We start from the raw sequence: 17,343 nt of genomic DNA, 5'->3' as shown, positions 1-17,343 counted from the left end.
GGTTAAAAGAATTTATAAGCTATTCCAGTTTTTAAAACGGGCGGTTTGACGGGATGAAACCTCGAGCGTCTCTCCTGTGCTCAGCGTTAGATTTAATTTCTGTTTAAAGCCAGGTGATATTTTTTCGATGTATTCGGTATTGACAATCTGACTTCGGTTGATTCTGAAAAATACATGGGGATCCAGTTTTTCTTCAATGAGGTTCAGCGACCGTTTGATCATCGCTTTTTGTTCTCCAAAAAAGAGACGGGCGTAATTGTCCATGGACTGGATCAGCCGGATTTCTTTCAGTGGTATAAAATAGCAATCTTCCCCCTCTTTGATGAAAATCTTGTAATGCATCGGCAAGTATTTTTTGGGCGGCTCAAGGTTGGCCAACTCGGCTTTGATTTTTTCAATAGCCAGGGCAAACCGCTCTTTCCTCAGTGGCTTCACCAGATAATCGAGGGCGTTAACATCAAAAGCCTTAACAGCATACTGATTATAGGCTGTGGTAAAGACAACCATAGGGACTACGGTGAGTTCTTCCAGTAATTCGAATCCTGACTTTTCCGGCATTTGGATGTCCAGAAAAATCAGATCAGGTTGTTCCTTTTCAATCAGCTCGGCCGCCTCTAAAGCATTCGAAGCTTCTCCTGCAATTTGAAATTCGGGATAGTCAGACAGGGCTCTTCGCACTTCCTCGCGGGCCAGTCTTTCATCATCGATGATCAGTGTTTTGCAGGTATTTATCATTTTCTCAATGGGAAAGTTAAGGTCGCGGTCACCAGGTCATCTCCCTCATTTTCAAGGGTGAAATCAGCGTTTTGTTCGTAATGTAACTGAAGTCTTCTAGTCAGGTTTTTTACTCCGATACCGGTCATTTGTTCGACTTTTGAGATGCTCCCGGGGTTTTGAACTGTGACAACCACCTGATCATCTCTCTTTTCGATGTTTAGCCGAATGTTGCCGCCGCTAATTTTCCGGGCAATGCCATGCTTGATACCGTTTTCCACCAGAAGCTGAATACTCAATGGCAGGATCAGACAGTTTTCCAGTTCAGGGTCCATGGTTACGGAAATGGATAAACGTTCTTCAAAGCGGATTTTTTCAAGATCGATGTAATCTTTGACCAGCTCCAGTTCTTCTCTCAGCGTAATAAAAGGGACCTCTTTTTCATAGAGCGAAGTACGGAGGAGGTCAGATAGTAAGTCGACCGCTCTTCGGGCCGTATCAGGACTTTCGGAAATCAATGACTTGATGGAATTGAGCGAATTGAAAAGAAAATGAGGGTTCAGCTGATTGGATAAATGATCCAGTTGGGCTTGTTTCGCAATCAGCTGGAGATCGGCATTTAGTCGGGCGGTTTCCAGTTTATTCTGATGATAATGATAGAGGTGATAGGCCAGAATCCAGATAGCCATAAGTCGCAGGCCGGTAATGAAAACCGGGTCCCAGTAACTCATGGAATACCACAAAGTATAGTCCATCTCACGGATATAAACCCAGTAAAGGTGCCATTTGAAATCCACCAGCTCCATATACAGAAAGGAAAGGAGAATGATCGAAGGGATTACCCGGGCTGTCAGGCCGGCCAAAGGCAGCAAACTCCAATGGTATCTTTTGGCGATGAAACGATAAAAATGGGTCAGAGCTACACCAATAGCGATATCAAGCACATAATTGAGTGCTGTATAAAAAGGACCGTACTGGTCACGGAAGTAAACGGTATAAGCCCAATAGGTGGAGACTGCCCCCCAGCCCAGCAACTGGCATTTCCAGTAAAGGGAGAGAAAAGATGCCTTCGATATGTCTTTTGTTTTTTGCATTGACAGATCAAAGTAAAAATGATCTGTTCAACTATAAAAGAGAAAGTACATAAGCGTCAGGAATCGGGGGTGAAACGTCTTTGATTCCTTCCTTTCACTTTTATTTTGGGTGTTTTGGGGGCAATTTGATAGGAGATTGAATTATTCGTCTGATCCCTATTCGGTTTGATCATCTACTTTCTTGTCTCCTGAGCACTCCAAAATCAGGTTTAATACCCTCGGGCTCAATCCTCCTCCTCCACAAACTCCAAAATATCACCGGGCTGGCATTCCAGAACCTGACAAATAGCCTCCAGTGTGCTGAAACGAACGGCTTTGGCTTTTCCGGTTTTCAGAATAGAGAGGTTTGATAAAGTAAGCCCCACTTTATCAGAGAGTTCGTTCAATGACATCTTTCGTTTGGCCATCATCACATCCAGATTTACAATTATGGGCATGGCTCAGATGGTTAGTTCGTTTTCAGATTTGATATCAATAGCTCCATGCAGTACCCTCCCGAAGATGGCTGCTGCCGTGGCAACAACCAGTGCGGCAAAACTTAGCACAAGGCTCATGGCAATAAAACCGGCCGGGTCGTCTTCAGCAGAATGGGTAATACGGATAAACACAGCCAATAAAATGATAGATCCACCCAGGATAAGGGCACAATTTCGAATACCCCGGAGAGCTTTTACGGCTTCCGGTGTAAAGATTTTTTGATCGCCAATCAGACCGAGCAACTGAAAGGCCTTGTACAAGGCCGTAAAAAAAGCAATGGAGGCGGCATAAGCATACAGAATAACGGGGTCCAGGTAAATGCTTAAGAGGTCGAGGTCACGTGCCCGGCCTTCTTGTGGAGGAAAAAAGATCAGGAAAGCCAGAGTGGCCATGGCGATCAGAATGATAACGCCTTTAAGGAAAACAAGAGGTAACTTTTTCATATAGTGAATGATGTATAAACTGGTTAATAGTTTCAGGGTCAAACGGTTAGGTCCTGCTCGTTTTGGAGTTCAATCCCTCTTTTGAAGATGACGGCGATGATGTAAATGACTGCTCCCATCAGAATAAAAGCCTGGCTGTCAGCCCAAAATTGGTTCAGTCCGTCGGTCAGGTAACCATTTTTCATCAGGCCCTTGACAAACTGCCGGGCGATATGACTCAGGAAACCGATGGCCAGCGTGTAATAGCTGATTTGAGAAATCTGCTTCTCGATATAGGAGCTGAAAGGCTTCGATAAATCCATTTTATGCATCAGACTTATCACGATGTAAAAGAGGTGTGCTTTCAAAATAGCCACACTTAGCACAAAGCTATATACACCGAAAAACGCGATTGGCTTTCTTTCGTGCAGCTCTGAGAGGTCAAGCTTTTGGTACAGATTACCAAGAAACTCCGGTTTAAACAGGCTGAAAAGAAAATTGATGATTAAGCCTCCGGCCTCAATACACAGTCCTACAAAAATGACCCAGGCTATAACATGTAATGCTTTGAATACGACCGAATTTGTTTTTGACATCGCAATTGAATTTAAATGATTCGCCAAAAGTCAATAAAAAATTATTGATAAACAATAAATATATTTTCTTTTTCAAAAAATAAAAATGCCACAGATGTGGAGGTCATAGCAACTTCAAGAAGTTGTGAGGTCAATCTCTGAGGAGGGAAATTAGCCGAAGAAATGATTTGCTGATTGAACAACTAACAATACTAGCCACTCTGCACTATTTACCACTAAACCAATAACTAATCAACCATTCACCAATAACCAAATCCTATAAAACGGTCAAAAAATCCCTATTTACCCGATGTTTTCAGGGCTTTGAGATGAAGAAATTTGAAAAATAATTTCTCAATCACATGAAAATGATCAATCGCATAATCGGATTACTGGCTTTAGTTTTCGCCGCACAGCTAACTTTCGCTCAGAGTGTTGAAATTCTGCCTGATAGCTTAAATGGCAGAAAAGTGGTGGCTGATACGCTGGAAGCTCGTCATGCTCTGATTTATCCAGCTGGCGGAAAACTATTGGTTGATTCTCTTCTCCTCAAATACCTGCATACTGAGGAGGCCATTATTGAGAATCTTACTGTAGAAAACCTCAATAACAGTGTTTTAGGAGTTGACAGCCTTGTAGTTGACGAGTATGCGGAGGTTGAAGATTTAAAGGTTAGAAATTTGGGCTCTTTGTCTCCGGCCCCTGTCTTCTCCAATCAAAATAAGGAGCTCAGTAATGCAGCTGTTGGCTTTACTATCACTATTCCGGCGACTGATTTTTTTCCTGAGATCGTCAGTGCGGTTTCAAACTCCGGGTCACCGGTTTTGGGTCAAACCCGCGTTTTCAGTAATGGAGAAATTCAGGGATATGGAAACAATCTCTATGGTCTTTCAGCACCACTATACCTTTCTCTGAATAATGCCCATCAGAACATTTATATCAGAGAATTAGAGCTTTGCGGACTCGACAGAAATAATACTATGGACCTCTTTGCCGGCTTATATAGCACTACCGTAGGAACGCCGGGCCCCCTTACCACCTTACTTAAAATGGAAGCTAAAAGCAGTGGTGCCGCCGGTTCTAATTCATATAACTGTTGGTCGGTGAAAACGTCAGGTGATGATTTTAACATGGACTATACGAAACACAGCTATTGGGTTAAGGTAATTCCACGCAGAAACACGGTGGCCTCCATCGATGACATCTGCCCGGGCGAGTGCCAGGAAGAATGGGGAACCGTAACCTCGGGTGCCAATGTGATGAAACTGGTTCATGTTAAAATTCACTATGATTTTTTGCCATCTCCGGCCAATTAAATTACCTAAACAACGATTACCATGAAACAACAAATTGTCATAATAACATTGGTTTTAGGTTTTGTGACTTCTTCATTAAAAGCACAAATACAAATTCAGCCCGACGATGTTCAGGAGCTTCAGGAAGGAGACTTTGACATTACCGCCGGTATCAATAGCACCTCAAACAGGCCTTACTGGATAGGTGTCAGCAGCTACCCGCACCTTTATCTGGGAAGCGGAACACACCACAAAGTAGGCATTGGGGTTGGTTTGCCTCAGCACGGCTACCCCGGTGCACCGCAGCATTTTGACGTTCATGCCAAGCTACACGTTCGTCATGACGGAGGCACGGGGAGTGATTCTCCTACTGTAAAAGGACCTCATCTCCTTCTCGATGAGACTAATCCTTCCGAGAACGCCATTTTGAGGTTCAGGCAGTCAGAGAATATTTCTAATCTATACAATGGCTCAGATATTTCTCCGGGCCGTAGTTGGTGGGATTTGAGAGGCTATGCCAACGGAAGCAGTCTGGGCCAGGATGAATTCAGGCTCATTAATAAAGATGCTTCAGAAGACCTTTTCAACATTTCAGGAGATGGTAATTTTAAATTCACAGGCGAATCTATTACGCATTTTGAGCTGAAGGCACATCCGGGAAACAACCCAATTAAGCTTGAGTTTGGCGAAGTGGGCACGGTTAGCAATGGCGGCAGACTGTGGTATAATAACAGCAACGGGGTTATGCAGGTTTTTGCTGGTGGAGCGGCCTCTTTAGTACTTGATGCCGGAAACGTAGGGGTTGGTTCTGTAAATCCCGGTGATTCCAAACTTTATGTAGATGGTTACAGTACGCTGGGGGATCATGCTCAGGCTCCCAAAATCAAAACCTGGTACGGCGAGGCCTATTTACCCAACTCTTCAAATGGAGTAACAAACCATTCCATTTTACCTGTAGATGGAGGCCGAATTCTGTCTTGTTCGGTAATGGTGACTAACGACAAGGGAGAGGTGGTACCTCCTAATTTGGATTTGGAAATTGAAGACAGCTACTACTATTATAAAATTGATGGTACCACCATTTCATTATTCACAACCGCCTATAATTTCAGTTGGGCGGTTCAAGGCAATCTGGCCCGAATTTTTATCACTTACACAGATTAATAAGGGGTAAATATTTGGAAATAATAGAACAAAATAAGACCATGAAAAAAATAAGAATAGGAGGGCACCTTTTTGCTCAACCCAAAAAACTACTGAGGCTGGAGGCGGATGTCAACTACACCCATATCTACTACAAAGACGGGCGATATGTTTATGTGGCGACTACACTTGGTAAGCTGGAAAGCCGACTCAAAGAGCATGGGTTTTACCGTGTAGATCGGGGAACAGTGGTCAATGTTGATTCCATCAAAAGTTACCGCAAGGTGGGCTCGTGCCTAAAGGCAAAGTTAAGCAACGATTTGGAGGTAAACGTCTCCAAAAGAAGGGTAAAAGCTTTTCTGGAGCTTTCTTCGGCTTTGGCTTCCTGATTTAAAAGAGGTGGTTTTCAATCAGAAAGACACCGTTTTTGTTGGAGAGGATAATATCGGGCCGCTCATCTTGGTTCATATCCTCAATTGCGATATTGAGTCCTGCACCAGAGTCAATGTCAATGATCTGTTCATAATAATGCGGAGGCTCAGGGGTGAAGAAAAACCACATCAAAATAGGAGCATCGGCATCTCCGGCGTCATTACCATTATGAGCCAGATAACGTTTGCCCGTTAAATAGTCTTGTCTTCCGTTTCCGTCCAGATCTACCATGATAGATGAGTGCGTTTGGGCCGTGGTCTCACTCATCAGATGCCTTTTGAAATTGATTTTTCCTTCTTCCTCAATTTGCTCGTACCACCACACGCCTAGTTTATGGGCGGAGGCTGAAACAACATCATTTTTTCCGTCTTCATTAATATCTAAAATTTGCATGTGAGAGCAGGCTTCGCCTAAATCTGCCGGGTGGAAAATCCAGTCGCCTGAGCTCAGGTCGTCTTTACCTTCAAACCAACCTGCCGTGATAACGACGTCTTTGAAACCGTCGTGATTAATATCACCATAACCTATGCCATGAGAGTAGCGGTCGGTACCGGCCACATTTTCTTGGCTTATAGCATGTTTGACCCATTCGGTTTGTCCGGGCTCAGTAGGGGCTTGCAGCCAGATAATTTGTTTTTTTGCCACATCTGAGCAGAGGATATCTATTCTTCCGTCTTCATCCATGTCAATAAAACCGGGTGATTCATTACCAACACCTACTGAGTCAGCAATGATATGTTTTTTCCATTCAACGTTCTGATTTTGAGGATTTTCAAACCAGTATGCCGCCGTGCCGGGGTAGTCGATATTGACCACATCTTCCCAGCCGTCCTGATTGACATCAATCGTGTAAACCAGAAAAGACTTGCTGTATTCTTTTCGAGGTTGATAGACCCGCGAAGGAGCTATCTCATGTTTTATCCAATCAGGGGCTTCAAACCAATAATAACCCGTGATAATGTCTTTCAAACCGTCATTATTCAGATCACCGGCCGCCACACCTTCAGAGAGGAAGTCGCGGGTAACGATTGTTTTCTCAAAATTCGGAGAGGTTTGGCCATGAGATATGAGGGCCGAAAAAGTCAGACAAAAGAAAAGGAGTTTTTGCATAGGGTTGTTAAAAAGTCAAATCCAATTTAAGTCATATTTCTCAATGATGATTATGAAGTATTGATCCATTCCGTTTTTCAGGAGATCAAAAGAAGCGTGCTGGTGATTCTGAGATTTGATTTTCTGCATTAGAAAATGAGAAGCAACGCAAACGTTTGCATCCATATTGATGGCACTTCAATTCATTGAATATGAGTGTTATATGGTTTTCTGATGAATTGAATATTTGAAAAATTTGAGTCTGGAATTATTTCCTTTGAGGAGCCTTGAAGATTGCTCGTATCTTTGATTTGTATAACAGACCCTATCGTATGCAAAAGAAAATTGTCGGTTTAAGTCTTCTTTTGGCTTTGACCTTGTCTATCTCCTGCCAGAAAAATCAAACGGCTGATCTTAAAGAACTTCAGGAATATTTTTCGCCAAGGGGTTTTGACCCGGATACCTTTGAAAAAGATAGCACTGATTTGCAAATGCAGGTCATTGCCGGCCCTGATGTTGTACCCAGTCCGGCTTGTCTGGCTGTTTCGCCTGAAGGTGAAGTGTTTGTCGGTGTTGATAAGATGGGATCCTTAGGAAAAGATCCCGGTTATGGAGCCATTGTAAAACTGCTGGATCAAGATAATGATGGCGTGTATGAAGAACATGTTGAGTTCGCTAAAGCGGATAACCCAAGGGGAATCATGCCGGTGGGCGATCAGGTCTTTGTGCTGCATACCGTATTTGAAGGTGGTGATAACATTGCCACAGGTATGGATCTGGTGGTTTTTGAAGATAAAGACCATGACCACATAGCCGATGGACCATCAAAGCCTTTGATTAAAAATATTTGTTCCCCGGCACCTCTAAAGGGGCGTGGTACCGACCATGCCATCAATGGAATTCGGATGGGGATTGATGGCTGGATTTACATCGCCGCCGGCGATTTTGGTTTTCATGAGGCCGAGGACCGAAGCGGGAAAAAACTTACTATGCTCGGTGGAGGAATCGTAAGAGTAAGACCTGACGGCACTGAAATGGAAATTTATGCTCACGGAACACGTAATATTTATGATGTGGCCATTGACCCATTCATGAACATCTATACCCGTGGCAATACCAACGATGGCGGCGGCTGGAATGTCCGGTTTATTCATTACCAGCAAAGTGGCGAGTTCGGGTATCCGACCTTGTTTAAGAACTTTACAGACGAAATTATTCCGGCTCTGAAAGATTTGGGCGGTGGATCAGGAACAGGGAGCTATTTTATGGATGATGATCGCTGGCCGGTGGCCTATAATCATGTGCCCATGATGGCGGATTGGGGGCAGAACGAGCTCTTTATTCATCGGGTGACCATGGATGGCCCGACGTTTACACAACGTGATGAAAATTTCATCAAACTGTCTCAAATCACCGATGTGGATGTGGATGGCTCAGGCCGTATGTTTCTGGCGGCCTGGGATGGTGCCGGATACAAAGGTAGTCCTGACAAAGGTTACGTGGTGAAAGTAGTGCCAAAAGACTGGAGCTACGAAGCGTTTCCTGATCTCAAAAAAGCTACTGTGCAGGAACTGGCTGAACTGCTGAAAACAGGAAGCTCTGCAACGCGTTTCCATGCTCAGCAAGAGCTTCTCAAAAGATCAAAAGACGAAGCCTCTGCAGCTGCATTGGCGATAGCAAAGGATCAAAGTCTCACTCTTCAAAGTCGTGTGGCTGCGGTATTTACCTATGCTCAACTCACCGGTGGCAACGGAGTGGATGAGTTGGTGAAGTTGAGTGAAGAGGATAAGATGAGAGAGTTTGCCCTCAAAGCGTTGACAGATCGACTGACTTGTCTTGAAAATGTGCCTATCCAACCTTATTTGGACGGAGTTGAAGATGCAAACCCCAGAGTAAGAGCGGCGGCTATTGTAGGTCTTGGAAGACTTGGAAAGACCGAGGCGGTGGAAACCTTGATGAAAATTCAGGTTCCTGCCTCGGCTAAAATACCCGAAACGGGATCTGAGGGTCCGCATGCCACACCAAACTCAGAGATCGTACTACCTCACCTGGCTGTAAGGTCATTGGTAAAGATCAATGATGTGGAAGCCGTTCTTAAAGGAATGGATAAGAATCCGACCCTTGCTCTTTGGGTTTTGCGGTATAAGCATGATGAAAAAGCCGTAGATGGCTTGATGGAGGCTTTTGAAGAATCAGAATATCAGGATGAAATTTTGAGCACACTTTCACGACTTTATCACAAAGAAGCCCTGTATGATGGAAGCTGGTGGTGGAGCACCCGACCTGACACTCACGGGCCTTATTATAAAGCTATTGAATGGGAAGGTTCTGCGAAGATCAAAGATTTCTTGTTGGAGAAAATGAGCAAAGCTGGTGAAGAAAAAGCCGACTATTTTGCCTGGCTGAATGACAGAAACAGACTCGACATTGCAGATCTCGGAACTGCTGAGGTTGCTGAAGCGGAGGAGGATGAAATCAATGTGGATTTTGAGGCCATTAAAAATAAAAAAGGTCAGGTAGGGGAGTCTTCCATTGAAGATGTGATTTTGGCCATGGGCCAGATCAAAGGTGATGCTTCGAAAGGAAAGGCTTTGTTCACTTCTCAGGGTTGTATTGCCTGTCATAGCATTGAAAAAGGGCAGGTAATGAAAGGACCATTTATGGGTCAGATCGGCTCCATCATGAATCGTGATCAGATTACTGAGTCGATTTTGAAGCCAAATGCCTCAATTTCTCAGGGTTTCAGCACTTTTATGATTGAAACCAAAGATGGGAAGTCATACATGGGTTTTGTGACGGCTGAGTCGGCGGATAAACTGACCATTCGCGATATCGGTGGAAATGCTACCGAGTTGAGTAAAAACAATATCAAAAGCCGCGAGGAGATGGAAAACTCCATGATGCCGGCAGGGCTGGCGAATGCTCTTTCCTTTGAGGAACTGGCTTCTTTGGTGACCTACCTGCAGGGACAGAAATAGGTAAGGTTTCATGCCCGAATGTCATTGGTACGGTGACCACGCTGCGGTCATTAAAAGCATTTATGGATTGATGTGGCTATCATACTTTGACCCCTACAGGGTCATAATAATCCCGTCGGGATTACCTTATTTTAGCAGGAAACGAGATGAAAGAACATAGACCCTGTAAGGGTCACCGTATCTATCTGAAAGAAGGAAATTATTGGAGACCAACGAAAGTGCCCGATAAGGGCTACATTTTCTTATTCGTCGAAAAATGAAATGTCGGCCATACAGACCTTTGGACTTAAAAATACAATATATTTTACCTTAATTTCGGCTCTCTGAGCCTATTGAACTTTAGATTAGAAGCAGACGGAATCAACAAGTTTATATTCATCAAATGAATCCAATTTGAGAATAAAAGAAGGTCAGAAGTTCTTTTTTACTTACTCCCTTCGCCTATCAGCTTTTCAATGAGCATCAACTCTTTATGATGGCTATGATCGCTATTCTGCAGCCATTTTATGCTTAGCTTTTGCAGAGCACTTTTGGCATTCGCAGTCTTCAAATCCCCTACACGTTGTATCATATATGTCAAATGATCCGGGAATTTTGAGCTTTCTGCAAGAGCCAAAGCCCGGTCCGCATCTATCGCCGCCAGGGGTTCAGCAGCATACCAGTACATTAAAGGCAGGTTATGATCTGTGATGTCCTCAGACTTTTGGGTCAAAGCTTCCAGACTCTTCCAGCGTTGATTAGCCGGTAGCCTTAATAAGGCAGAACTCAGGTATAATCTTACCACGGGCGAAGGATCACTTACAGCTAAGTCCTCCATTTTCTTCAGGGTTTCCCGCTCAACGTTTTGGTCTTCGGCGGCCAGTTGAATAGCCCAGCTCTTGATATGTTCGTTTTCATGGTCCATTAACAGGACAAGGTCTTTTTCAGAAAGGCCACCAATGGCATGTAAGGTCCAGAGAGCATTGAGCTTGTTGCCGGTTTCGGGTGTCTCATGGAGTAGCTTTCTCAAAGCTCCAAATACGATTTCATTTCCACCTCTTTCCTGCAAAAGGGTACGAGCCTGTCGCACATACCATTCATTCGGGTGCGTTTGGTAAGCAACCAGTTCGAGGTCAGAGGCTTTTGTCAAATCTTCCTGTTTCCAACGATCGTTATTATGGGTGATTTTAAATATTCTGCCCAGACTTTTATCATGGACATCGGGATTGGGGCTATGGCATTGATTTTTATCGTACCAGTCGATAGCCCAAACCGATCCACTCGCGTCATATTTGAAATTCAGCCATTGTGACCAGGAGTCATTCATAACCAGAAAGTCTTTCTCATGAGAGGCCACATACCCAGAGCCAGATGGTGTGAGTTTATCATTATTGAGCCGGGCTCCATTGATATTATTCATGAAAATGAGATCGTGGTATTGCTCAGGCCAGGAGTTTCCCTTATAAATCATAGCTCCGGCATGGGCATGGCCACCACCGGCTGCTGCTGATCTGAAATTACCGGCATGAGGGCCTCTGTCACCCATATAGTGCACATGATCACCAATCGTCTTGATATCATTATAGGTATAAGGATTAAAATGCTGTCCTGCCTGACGGCGAAAACGCCCTTCCTGAATGATATGAAACATATGGGGAATCACACAAACTGTGGCAAACGCATGACCATATTCATTAAAGTCAATTCCCCAGGGGTTGCTGATGCCGTGAGCAAAAACTTCAAATTCGTGACGCGTGGGGTGATATCGCCAGATACCTCCATTCATTTTGACCCGCTCGTTTTCTGGTGTCCCTGGTTTACCGACAACAGAATGAGTAAAAACACCATGACAACCATAGAGCCAGCCATCAGGGCCCCAGCGGAGGTTGTTCAAAACTTCATGTGTATCATGAGTTCCCCAACCGTCCAGGAGTTTTTGCGGCGGCCCTGCAGGTTTATCATTTTCAACAGGGATAAACAGAAGATAAGGAGCAGCTCCCAGCCAGACGCCACCCATGCCCACCTCGATACCGGAAACCAGATTCAGACCTTCCATAAACACCTTTCGGTTATCCAGAGTACCATTACCGTCGGTATCCTCCAAAATAAGGATACGGTCACGGCCTTCACCTTCGGGAGCGGGCACAGGGTAAGTATGCCCTTCTACTACCCAAAGTCGGCCTTTAGGGTCAATGGTAAAACTGATGGGACGAATGATCTCCGGCTCTGCTGCAGCCAGTGTAATGCTAAAACCCTCAGGTAAAGTCATGGCTTTGGCGGCCTCAGGGCCTGATAAACCGGAGTTTAGAACGGGGTCAAGGGGTGGCATGACGATAATGTCCTCACGGTTCAGTTCATTGGGGAAGTTTGGTCGTGTGGGGTAGAAACGGAAATCATCAAAACTGATATGAGCCCAGATATCATCTCTGATATATGGAATAGGCGAGGTACCCGTTTCATTATCAATGATCCGAATAAAGATCTCCCGATCCATAAAGCTCTGAAGATCTGCGACAACTGGTTGCAAAGTAGCTCGACCCTGACCTGTAGATTTGAAAATGACTTCATTGGTTTCGTCCAAAACCAGTTCCACTCTTGTGTCTTCCAGGGCTCCACCAGAAACCCTGAAGGCTGCGAATGGTGCAGTTATTTTAAAAGCTTTTGATGTTAATGTTCCGGTGAGTTTATAATTATTGGTACCGCCACTACTCAAAAAGAATTCGCCTTCTTGTCCGCTGATGGTGCCGTCTTCATAAAGGCTTTCGACTGAGTTGAAAACAGGGTTTTGAAAGGCTTCACCTATTGCTTGCCAATCGCTAAGTTGTCCGTTTTCAAAGTTAAGGTTTAGAGTTCGGCCATCGATTTGTGGCAACTCACCTGAAATTACGGGAGCATCCAAACTTCCTTCCACCACTTCAAAAGTACCCACCATTCCTGCGGCTCTGTGACCTGGAACGGTACAAAAATAGGTGTCGCTTTCTTCTGCGGTAAACGTGATGCTCGTTTGGCTGCCTTTTTCATTAAGCGTCTCGCTTTTCAGGTCCAGCTTCTCCATTTTGATATCATGGGTCATGGTCTCGCCATTGACAATGGTGATGCGAACCACATCTCCTTTGTGAGCTTTCAGAGTTGGGTTTCGGGTACCATCTTTGGCAAAGTAACCGAGCATTGTCGCTTCAAGAGTATAATCACGGTCAATGGATGGGTCAGGAGATTGAGCAAGCAAACGGGTGCTAAGCAAGGCCAGCACCATGAAGGTCAGGTTTTTCACCATTGTTAATCAGGGTTGAGTTAAGATCATCATCAGAATTCTCTGAGAATGAACAGGTTGCTCAATTTAATGAATTTCCTGAATTGTAATATCTTTGAAAGCGGCCTCGGCCTTGCCACCGCCATGAATTTGTAGACCAATCAATCCCTTTTGAGGAATGCTTTCATCGGCTTCGGTGTAATCTACCGTCTGATGGCCATTGACATAGAGACGAATTCTACGACCTTCGGCGTGCACCGTATAGTCGTTCCAATCATTAATTTTTATCCACTCCAAAACCTGAACGGAGTCGGGAGCTATGAGGGTGCTGTCTCTTCTCGATTCATCGTAAAGCCCGGCCCAGTAATTTTCTCCAAAATCGGCCTGATAGCCCCTCATTTCATAAGGAGGTTCGTCGAGTCTGATACTTCTGAACTGTATACCGGAATTTATAAAACCTTCATCACCGGTGAGTTTTATTTTAAGGTTTAGAATAAAATTATCGTAGGTTTTAGTGGTGCACAGAAACTCGTTATGCGGTACGGTCTCTGTTAAAGAACCACCAATGAGTTCACCGTTTTCAATTCTCCAGGTACTCAGTGTATCACCCTCCCAGCCATTGAAAGTTTTACCATCAAAAAGTGAGATGGGTTGAGTCTCTTCGGAGTTTTGATTCTGACAGGCCAGGCTAAAAAAGTAAAACAGAGAAAGAGTTAGAAGAAGGTTTTTCATAGTAAAAGATTAGGGCTGTAAAAGTCTTTTGGTGAATATACTGATTTACAGTCGATTCGTCCAAAAAGCATCTCTACCATTCTTTGACCTGTGCCTGAAGAATCAAATACTCTTTTCGTAGGCCTCTTTTAGCCAACCAATGACTTCATCATCAACCTCATTCAGTTCGGTAAGTTGAATACGGTGGGTACACATAGTGCCAAAAGGTCCAGAATCGCCCAGGCGACCTTGCGGAGCAATATCTTTGAGTTTTAGTCCTAAATCTATTCTGGATTTTGTTGCCGGTTTTATCAGAGCAAATTGCCTTTTGCGGATAATACTGACCGAGGTTTTCTTTGGTGTCACCGTGATATCGTCTCCGAAAGATTGACAAGTCTCAAGCAATTTCTCATAGACAGGGAGCAGTTCTTCTTTTCCCTTGTATTGCTCGCTTACCAAATCCTCGGGTTCTTCATGTTCTTCCTTTGAGAGTAGCACAATAGTATTGGCAAATCCGTGAGTTACACCGTGTTCTTTCTTGAGAAAGTTGACCGCCTGCCCGTGTTTCTCAAAGTTTTTTGTTTTGAGCAACGCAGTCCATTCTTTTAAAGATTTGCCCGTTTTCTCGGGCATATTGTCAATCATCGTTTGCAAAGCTTTTTCCATAATTAAAAGTTTAGTTGATTTATCAAATATAAGAGATGGTCTGAAAAGGCGTTCTAAAAATCCTTTTTAAGATCACAAATCCCCCAAAATGGAGGAGTGGGCAAACGTTTCTTTTTTGATAAGAGGTAAATCATATCGAAAGATTATCGCATAAAGTGCGGGAAGAAAGAAGAAGAATTTTACAACTTTGAAACTCAAAGTACTTTTAAATCATGAAACAATTACTCCAATATTATCATAATGCCAAAAGAAACCTTTGGTTCGGCTATTTCACTATTTTCTGCCGTGTAGCTTTAGCCGCTGGTTTTATTCCTTCCGGGTATGTGAAAATTATTGGAGAGCGGTTTACCTCGCTTTCGGTAAATCATCCAATGGGCCAATATCTTGAGGCTCTGCATCATACCGGATATTATTACACGTTTATAGGAATTGCTCAGGTTTTGGCTGCCATTCTTTTATTAATTCCACGCACGGCTCTTCTGGGAGCTTTGCTTTATTTACCTATAATTCTGAACATCACTATTCTCTCCCATGCGGTTCGTTTTGATGGTTCTCTGTTTACTGCTCCTCTAATGACAATAGCTGTCTTCTACTTACTTTGCTGGGATTATGAGCGGCTGAAAGTACTGTTTTTCCCTCTTCAGAATACACCCAGGGAAAAGAAAACCAGAAGTTTTCCCTGGGGATTCTTTGCCTCAGTTTTTGCGGTTATTGTTATTGTTATTTTTGGTTCAGTCAATATGTATGGCATCATGCCCCGAAATACTCAGAAGGGGTGCCTTCGCCAATGCAGTGAGAACTCCGGACCCTGTGAGAATTTCTGCGAATGCATTCATGTGAAAGGTAAGCCTTTCAATAGCTGTATTCAGTCTTATGAAAATGAATGGTGATGATCAGGGCTCCTGCTCTTCGTTTTTCTTCTTCAATCCGGCTCCGATAGCCAAGCCAATGGCAATGCCCAAACTAAGCCACATGGATAAATTATCTGTTGCAACTCCAATGGCCGTACCAATACCAACCCCAAGTGCAAGGCCTAAGCCGATGTATTTATTGTCTTTCATAGGACTAATATACGGTTAAAATGGGGCCCTACAGGTGGTGGATTTACAAACGGTATCACAGCCTTAGCAACGGCGATCAGGATTTGAGCTTTGACCCATCAACATGATAAACATCGGTCATGCTGAAGGCTTCAGGGCCTGATCCTTTTGAGTTCAAGACATCAAGTTTGTCCTTGGCCTCAGCTAGAGATGGAATATGGCCTTCTTCAATATACCACATCACAGCAGTATGACCGGCCATCTTTGAAGCCCACTTTTTTCGGCTTTTCAGAAAATAACTGTGTACGGTTTGGTAGGTATAATCCGCCAGGGAGGCGTAGTCTTTCCAAACAGACATATTCACAAAAATGAGAGGGTCTTCGTAAGGCGTTTCAATGGCAGTGGCATCGGTACCGGTTTCGTCTTTTAATCTCCAGATAAACCCCGGACTATCTTCTGCAAGAAGGTTTACCGGAGCCAAAAAGTCCTTAAACTCTTTGATGGTTGGTGAATCAAGTTCATCAATGAGTTTTATTATGTTGAATTGTGCTAAGCGTGGCATCAGTTATTCTATTCTACTGAAAGTCCGAAATCACTCTGTTCTCAGAATTTTTTCCATTTTTCGCCCTTTGGCTAATTCGTCAACAAGTTTGTCGAGATATCTTACTTTCTGAGTCAGGGGATTGTCGATTTCCTCAATTCTATAACCACAAATCATTCCTTTGATTGAAGGTGCATTAGGGTGAAGGTTTGCCTGCTCAAAAAACTGCTCGAACGTAACCTTATCATTGATAAGCGACTCAATTTTTTCATCATCAAAACCTGTCAGCCAGGTGATCACTTCGTGCAGTTCAGCCTTTGACCGGCCTTTCTTTTCCACTTTAATGACATAATGAGGATATACCGAACCAAAAGTCATTTTGGCCATTCGTTCGTCATGATTTGCTGGTTTGTTCATATATAGAAGTTTCAGTCCAGCAAATTACATTCCTCGACTCTAAGCTTCAAACGTTTCAACCAAAATCCCATATCATTTCCTAACTTCTTGTTCATTTGAGTTTTGAATAGTCCTGCAACCCAGCCCTCCATACTTTCTTCGACGCTTACTATGGTAAACTCTTCAGTAGGGTAGAGGTTCCAATTGTGGATTGCACTCGCCCCGAAGGCCTTTCCTGTCCATCCAAAGAGATGATAGGGTTGAAAGGTGTGAATTTTTGATTTTATCATACTGCCTCCTGTTTTCCAGTTGAAGACGGTTCCTTTTTTGATACTAGTTTCCGCTGAGGATTTGGAAATTTTATTGTTCCATTCAGGCCACTTTTCTATGTTGGTTAAGACCTCCCATACTTTCTCCGGAGAGGCCTGAATTCTAATTTCTTTACGCTGAAATACGGGTGCTTTTTCATTGATTCTCATCTTTGTCTGTATTAATGTTTTGCAAATGAACCAGGGCAAAGTTCTACACTTCGGTTTGCTAC

General features: G+C 43.7%; 18 protein-coding genes. 5 read left to right on the top strand and 13 right to left on the bottom strand.

Annotated features, from left to right (window positions below):
• Positions 1 to 12 precede the first annotated feature (12 nt).
• The 5 genes from AFM12_RS14565 to AFM12_RS14545 all read right to left on the bottom strand — a co-directional run bounded on the left by AFM12_RS14565 (position 13) and on the right by AFM12_RS14545 (position 3,303).
• Positions 13 to 735 (bottom strand): LytR/AlgR family response regulator transcription factor, encoded by a 723-nt coding sequence (locus AFM12_RS14565; RefSeq protein WP_055149492.1) that lies wholly within the window; start codon positions 733 to 735, stop codon positions 13 to 15.
• On the bottom strand, positions 732 to 1,808 hold the full coding sequence (locus AFM12_RS14560) for a sensor histidine kinase (protein WP_055149490.1): 1,077 nt from the start codon (positions 1,806 to 1,808) through the stop codon (positions 732 to 734). The genes AFM12_RS14565 and AFM12_RS14560 overlap by 4 nt, the downstream gene beginning before the upstream one ends.
• Positions 1,809 to 2,032: 224 nt before the next feature.
• On the bottom strand, positions 2,033 to 2,245 hold the full coding sequence (locus AFM12_RS14555; protein WP_055149488.1) for a helix-turn-helix domain-containing protein: 213 nt from the start codon (positions 2,243 to 2,245) through the stop codon (positions 2,033 to 2,035).
• Between the two features lie 3 nt (positions 2,246 to 2,248).
• Positions 2,249 to 2,728: a DUF2975 domain-containing protein gene (locus tag AFM12_RS14550; RefSeq protein WP_055149549.1), complete on the bottom strand. Its 480-nt coding sequence runs from the start codon at positions 2,726 to 2,728 to the stop codon at positions 2,249 to 2,251.
• A gap of 38 nt (positions 2,729 to 2,766) precedes the next feature.
• Positions 2,767 to 3,303, bottom strand: coding sequence for a DUF2975 domain-containing protein (locus tag AFM12_RS14545; RefSeq protein WP_055149486.1), 537 nt, complete (start codon positions 3,301 to 3,303; stop codon positions 2,767 to 2,769).
• A gap of 347 nt (positions 3,304 to 3,650) precedes the next feature.
• On the opposite strand from AFM12_RS14545, the gene AFM12_RS14540 reads away from it, so the two are divergent.
• From AFM12_RS14540 to AFM12_RS14530, 3 genes are read left to right on the top strand one after another with little or no spacing between them, the layout of a single operon-like run.
• A complete protein-coding gene (locus AFM12_RS14540; protein WP_131458384.1) occupies positions 3,651 to 4,598 on the top strand; it encodes a hypothetical protein in 948 nt (315 codons plus the stop codon).
• 21 nt (positions 4,599 to 4,619) lie between these two features.
• Positions 4,620 to 5,741 carry a hypothetical protein gene (locus AFM12_RS14535; protein ID WP_055149482.1) on the top strand — a complete coding sequence of 374 codons (1,122 nt, stop codon included), beginning with the start codon at positions 4,620 to 4,622 and terminating at the stop codon, positions 5,739 to 5,741.
• A gap of 41 nt (positions 5,742 to 5,782) precedes the next feature.
• Positions 5,783 to 6,109: a LytR/AlgR family response regulator transcription factor gene (locus AFM12_RS14530; RefSeq protein ID WP_055149480.1), complete on the top strand. Its 327-nt coding sequence runs from the start codon at positions 5,783 to 5,785 to the stop codon at positions 6,107 to 6,109.
• A gap of 1 nt (position 6,110) precedes the next feature.
• Here AFM12_RS14530 and AFM12_RS14525 read toward each other — a convergent pair whose 3' ends face one another.
• The gene (locus tag AFM12_RS14525; RefSeq protein WP_055149478.1) at positions 6,111 to 7,262 is read right to left on the bottom strand and encodes an FG-GAP repeat domain-containing protein; all 1,152 of its coding nucleotides are present in this window, start codon (positions 7,260 to 7,262) and stop codon (positions 6,111 to 6,113) included.
• A 311-nt stretch (positions 7,263 to 7,573) separates the two neighbouring features.
• Between AFM12_RS14525 and AFM12_RS14520 the strand changes: the two genes are divergently transcribed.
• Positions 7,574 to 10,219, top strand: coding sequence for a DUF7133 domain-containing protein (locus AFM12_RS14520; RefSeq protein WP_055149476.1), 2,646 nt, complete (start codon positions 7,574 to 7,576; stop codon positions 10,217 to 10,219).
• A gap of 424 nt (positions 10,220 to 10,643) precedes the next feature.
• On the opposite strand, the gene AFM12_RS14515 is transcribed toward AFM12_RS14520, so the two are convergent.
• The 3 genes from AFM12_RS14515 to AFM12_RS14505 form a co-directional block, all read right to left on the bottom strand.
• Positions 10,644 to 13,451, bottom strand: coding sequence for a PVC-type heme-binding CxxCH protein (locus AFM12_RS14515; protein WP_229308515.1), 2,808 nt, complete (start codon positions 13,449 to 13,451; stop codon positions 10,644 to 10,646).
• A gap of 84 nt (positions 13,452 to 13,535) precedes the next feature.
• Positions 13,536 to 14,180, bottom strand: a complete 645-nt coding sequence (locus tag AFM12_RS14510) for a 3-keto-disaccharide hydrolase (protein WP_055149472.1) — start codon at positions 14,178 to 14,180, stop codon at positions 13,536 to 13,538.
• Between the two features lie 102 nt (positions 14,181 to 14,282).
• The gene (locus tag AFM12_RS14505) at positions 14,283 to 14,825 is read right to left on the bottom strand and encodes a DUF4287 domain-containing protein (protein ID WP_055149470.1); all 543 of its coding nucleotides are present in this window, start codon (positions 14,823 to 14,825) and stop codon (positions 14,283 to 14,285) included.
• A gap of 212 nt (positions 14,826 to 15,037) precedes the next feature.
• Between AFM12_RS14505 and AFM12_RS14500 the strand changes: the two genes are divergently transcribed.
• Entirely contained in the window at positions 15,038 to 15,715 is a 678-nt protein-coding gene (locus AFM12_RS14500; RefSeq protein ID WP_055149468.1) for a DoxX family protein, read from the top strand.
• A gap of 3 nt (positions 15,716 to 15,718) precedes the next feature.
• Here AFM12_RS14500 and AFM12_RS19855 read toward each other — a convergent pair whose 3' ends face one another.
• The 4 genes from AFM12_RS19855 to AFM12_RS14485 form a co-directional block, all read right to left on the bottom strand.
• Positions 15,719 to 15,886 (bottom strand): glycine zipper domain-containing protein, encoded by a 168-nt coding sequence (locus AFM12_RS19855; protein ID WP_165492352.1) that lies wholly within the window; start codon positions 15,884 to 15,886, stop codon positions 15,719 to 15,721.
• A gap of 76 nt (positions 15,887 to 15,962) precedes the next feature.
• Positions 15,963 to 16,427 (bottom strand): DUF3291 domain-containing protein, encoded by a 465-nt coding sequence (locus AFM12_RS14495; protein WP_055149466.1) that lies wholly within the window; start codon positions 16,425 to 16,427, stop codon positions 15,963 to 15,965.
• Between the two features lie 30 nt (positions 16,428 to 16,457).
• The gene (locus AFM12_RS14490; RefSeq protein WP_055149464.1) at positions 16,458 to 16,823 is read right to left on the bottom strand and encodes a DUF2200 domain-containing protein; all 366 of its coding nucleotides are present in this window, start codon (positions 16,821 to 16,823) and stop codon (positions 16,458 to 16,460) included.
• 11 nt (positions 16,824 to 16,834) lie between these two features.
• The gene (locus AFM12_RS14485) at positions 16,835 to 17,281 is read right to left on the bottom strand and encodes an SRPBCC family protein (RefSeq protein ID WP_055149462.1); all 447 of its coding nucleotides are present in this window, start codon (positions 17,279 to 17,281) and stop codon (positions 16,835 to 16,837) included.
• Positions 17,282 to 17,343 lie beyond the last annotated feature (62 nt).

Origin of the sequence: Jiulongibacter sediminis, assembly GCF_001306455.1 — a bacterium.
GTDB lineage: Bacteria > Bacteroidota > Bacteroidia > Cytophagales > Spirosomataceae > Jiulongibacter > Jiulongibacter sediminis.
The sequence above is the reverse complement of the archived record's forward strand: the minus strand, read 5'-3'. Positions and strand labels throughout refer to the sequence as shown.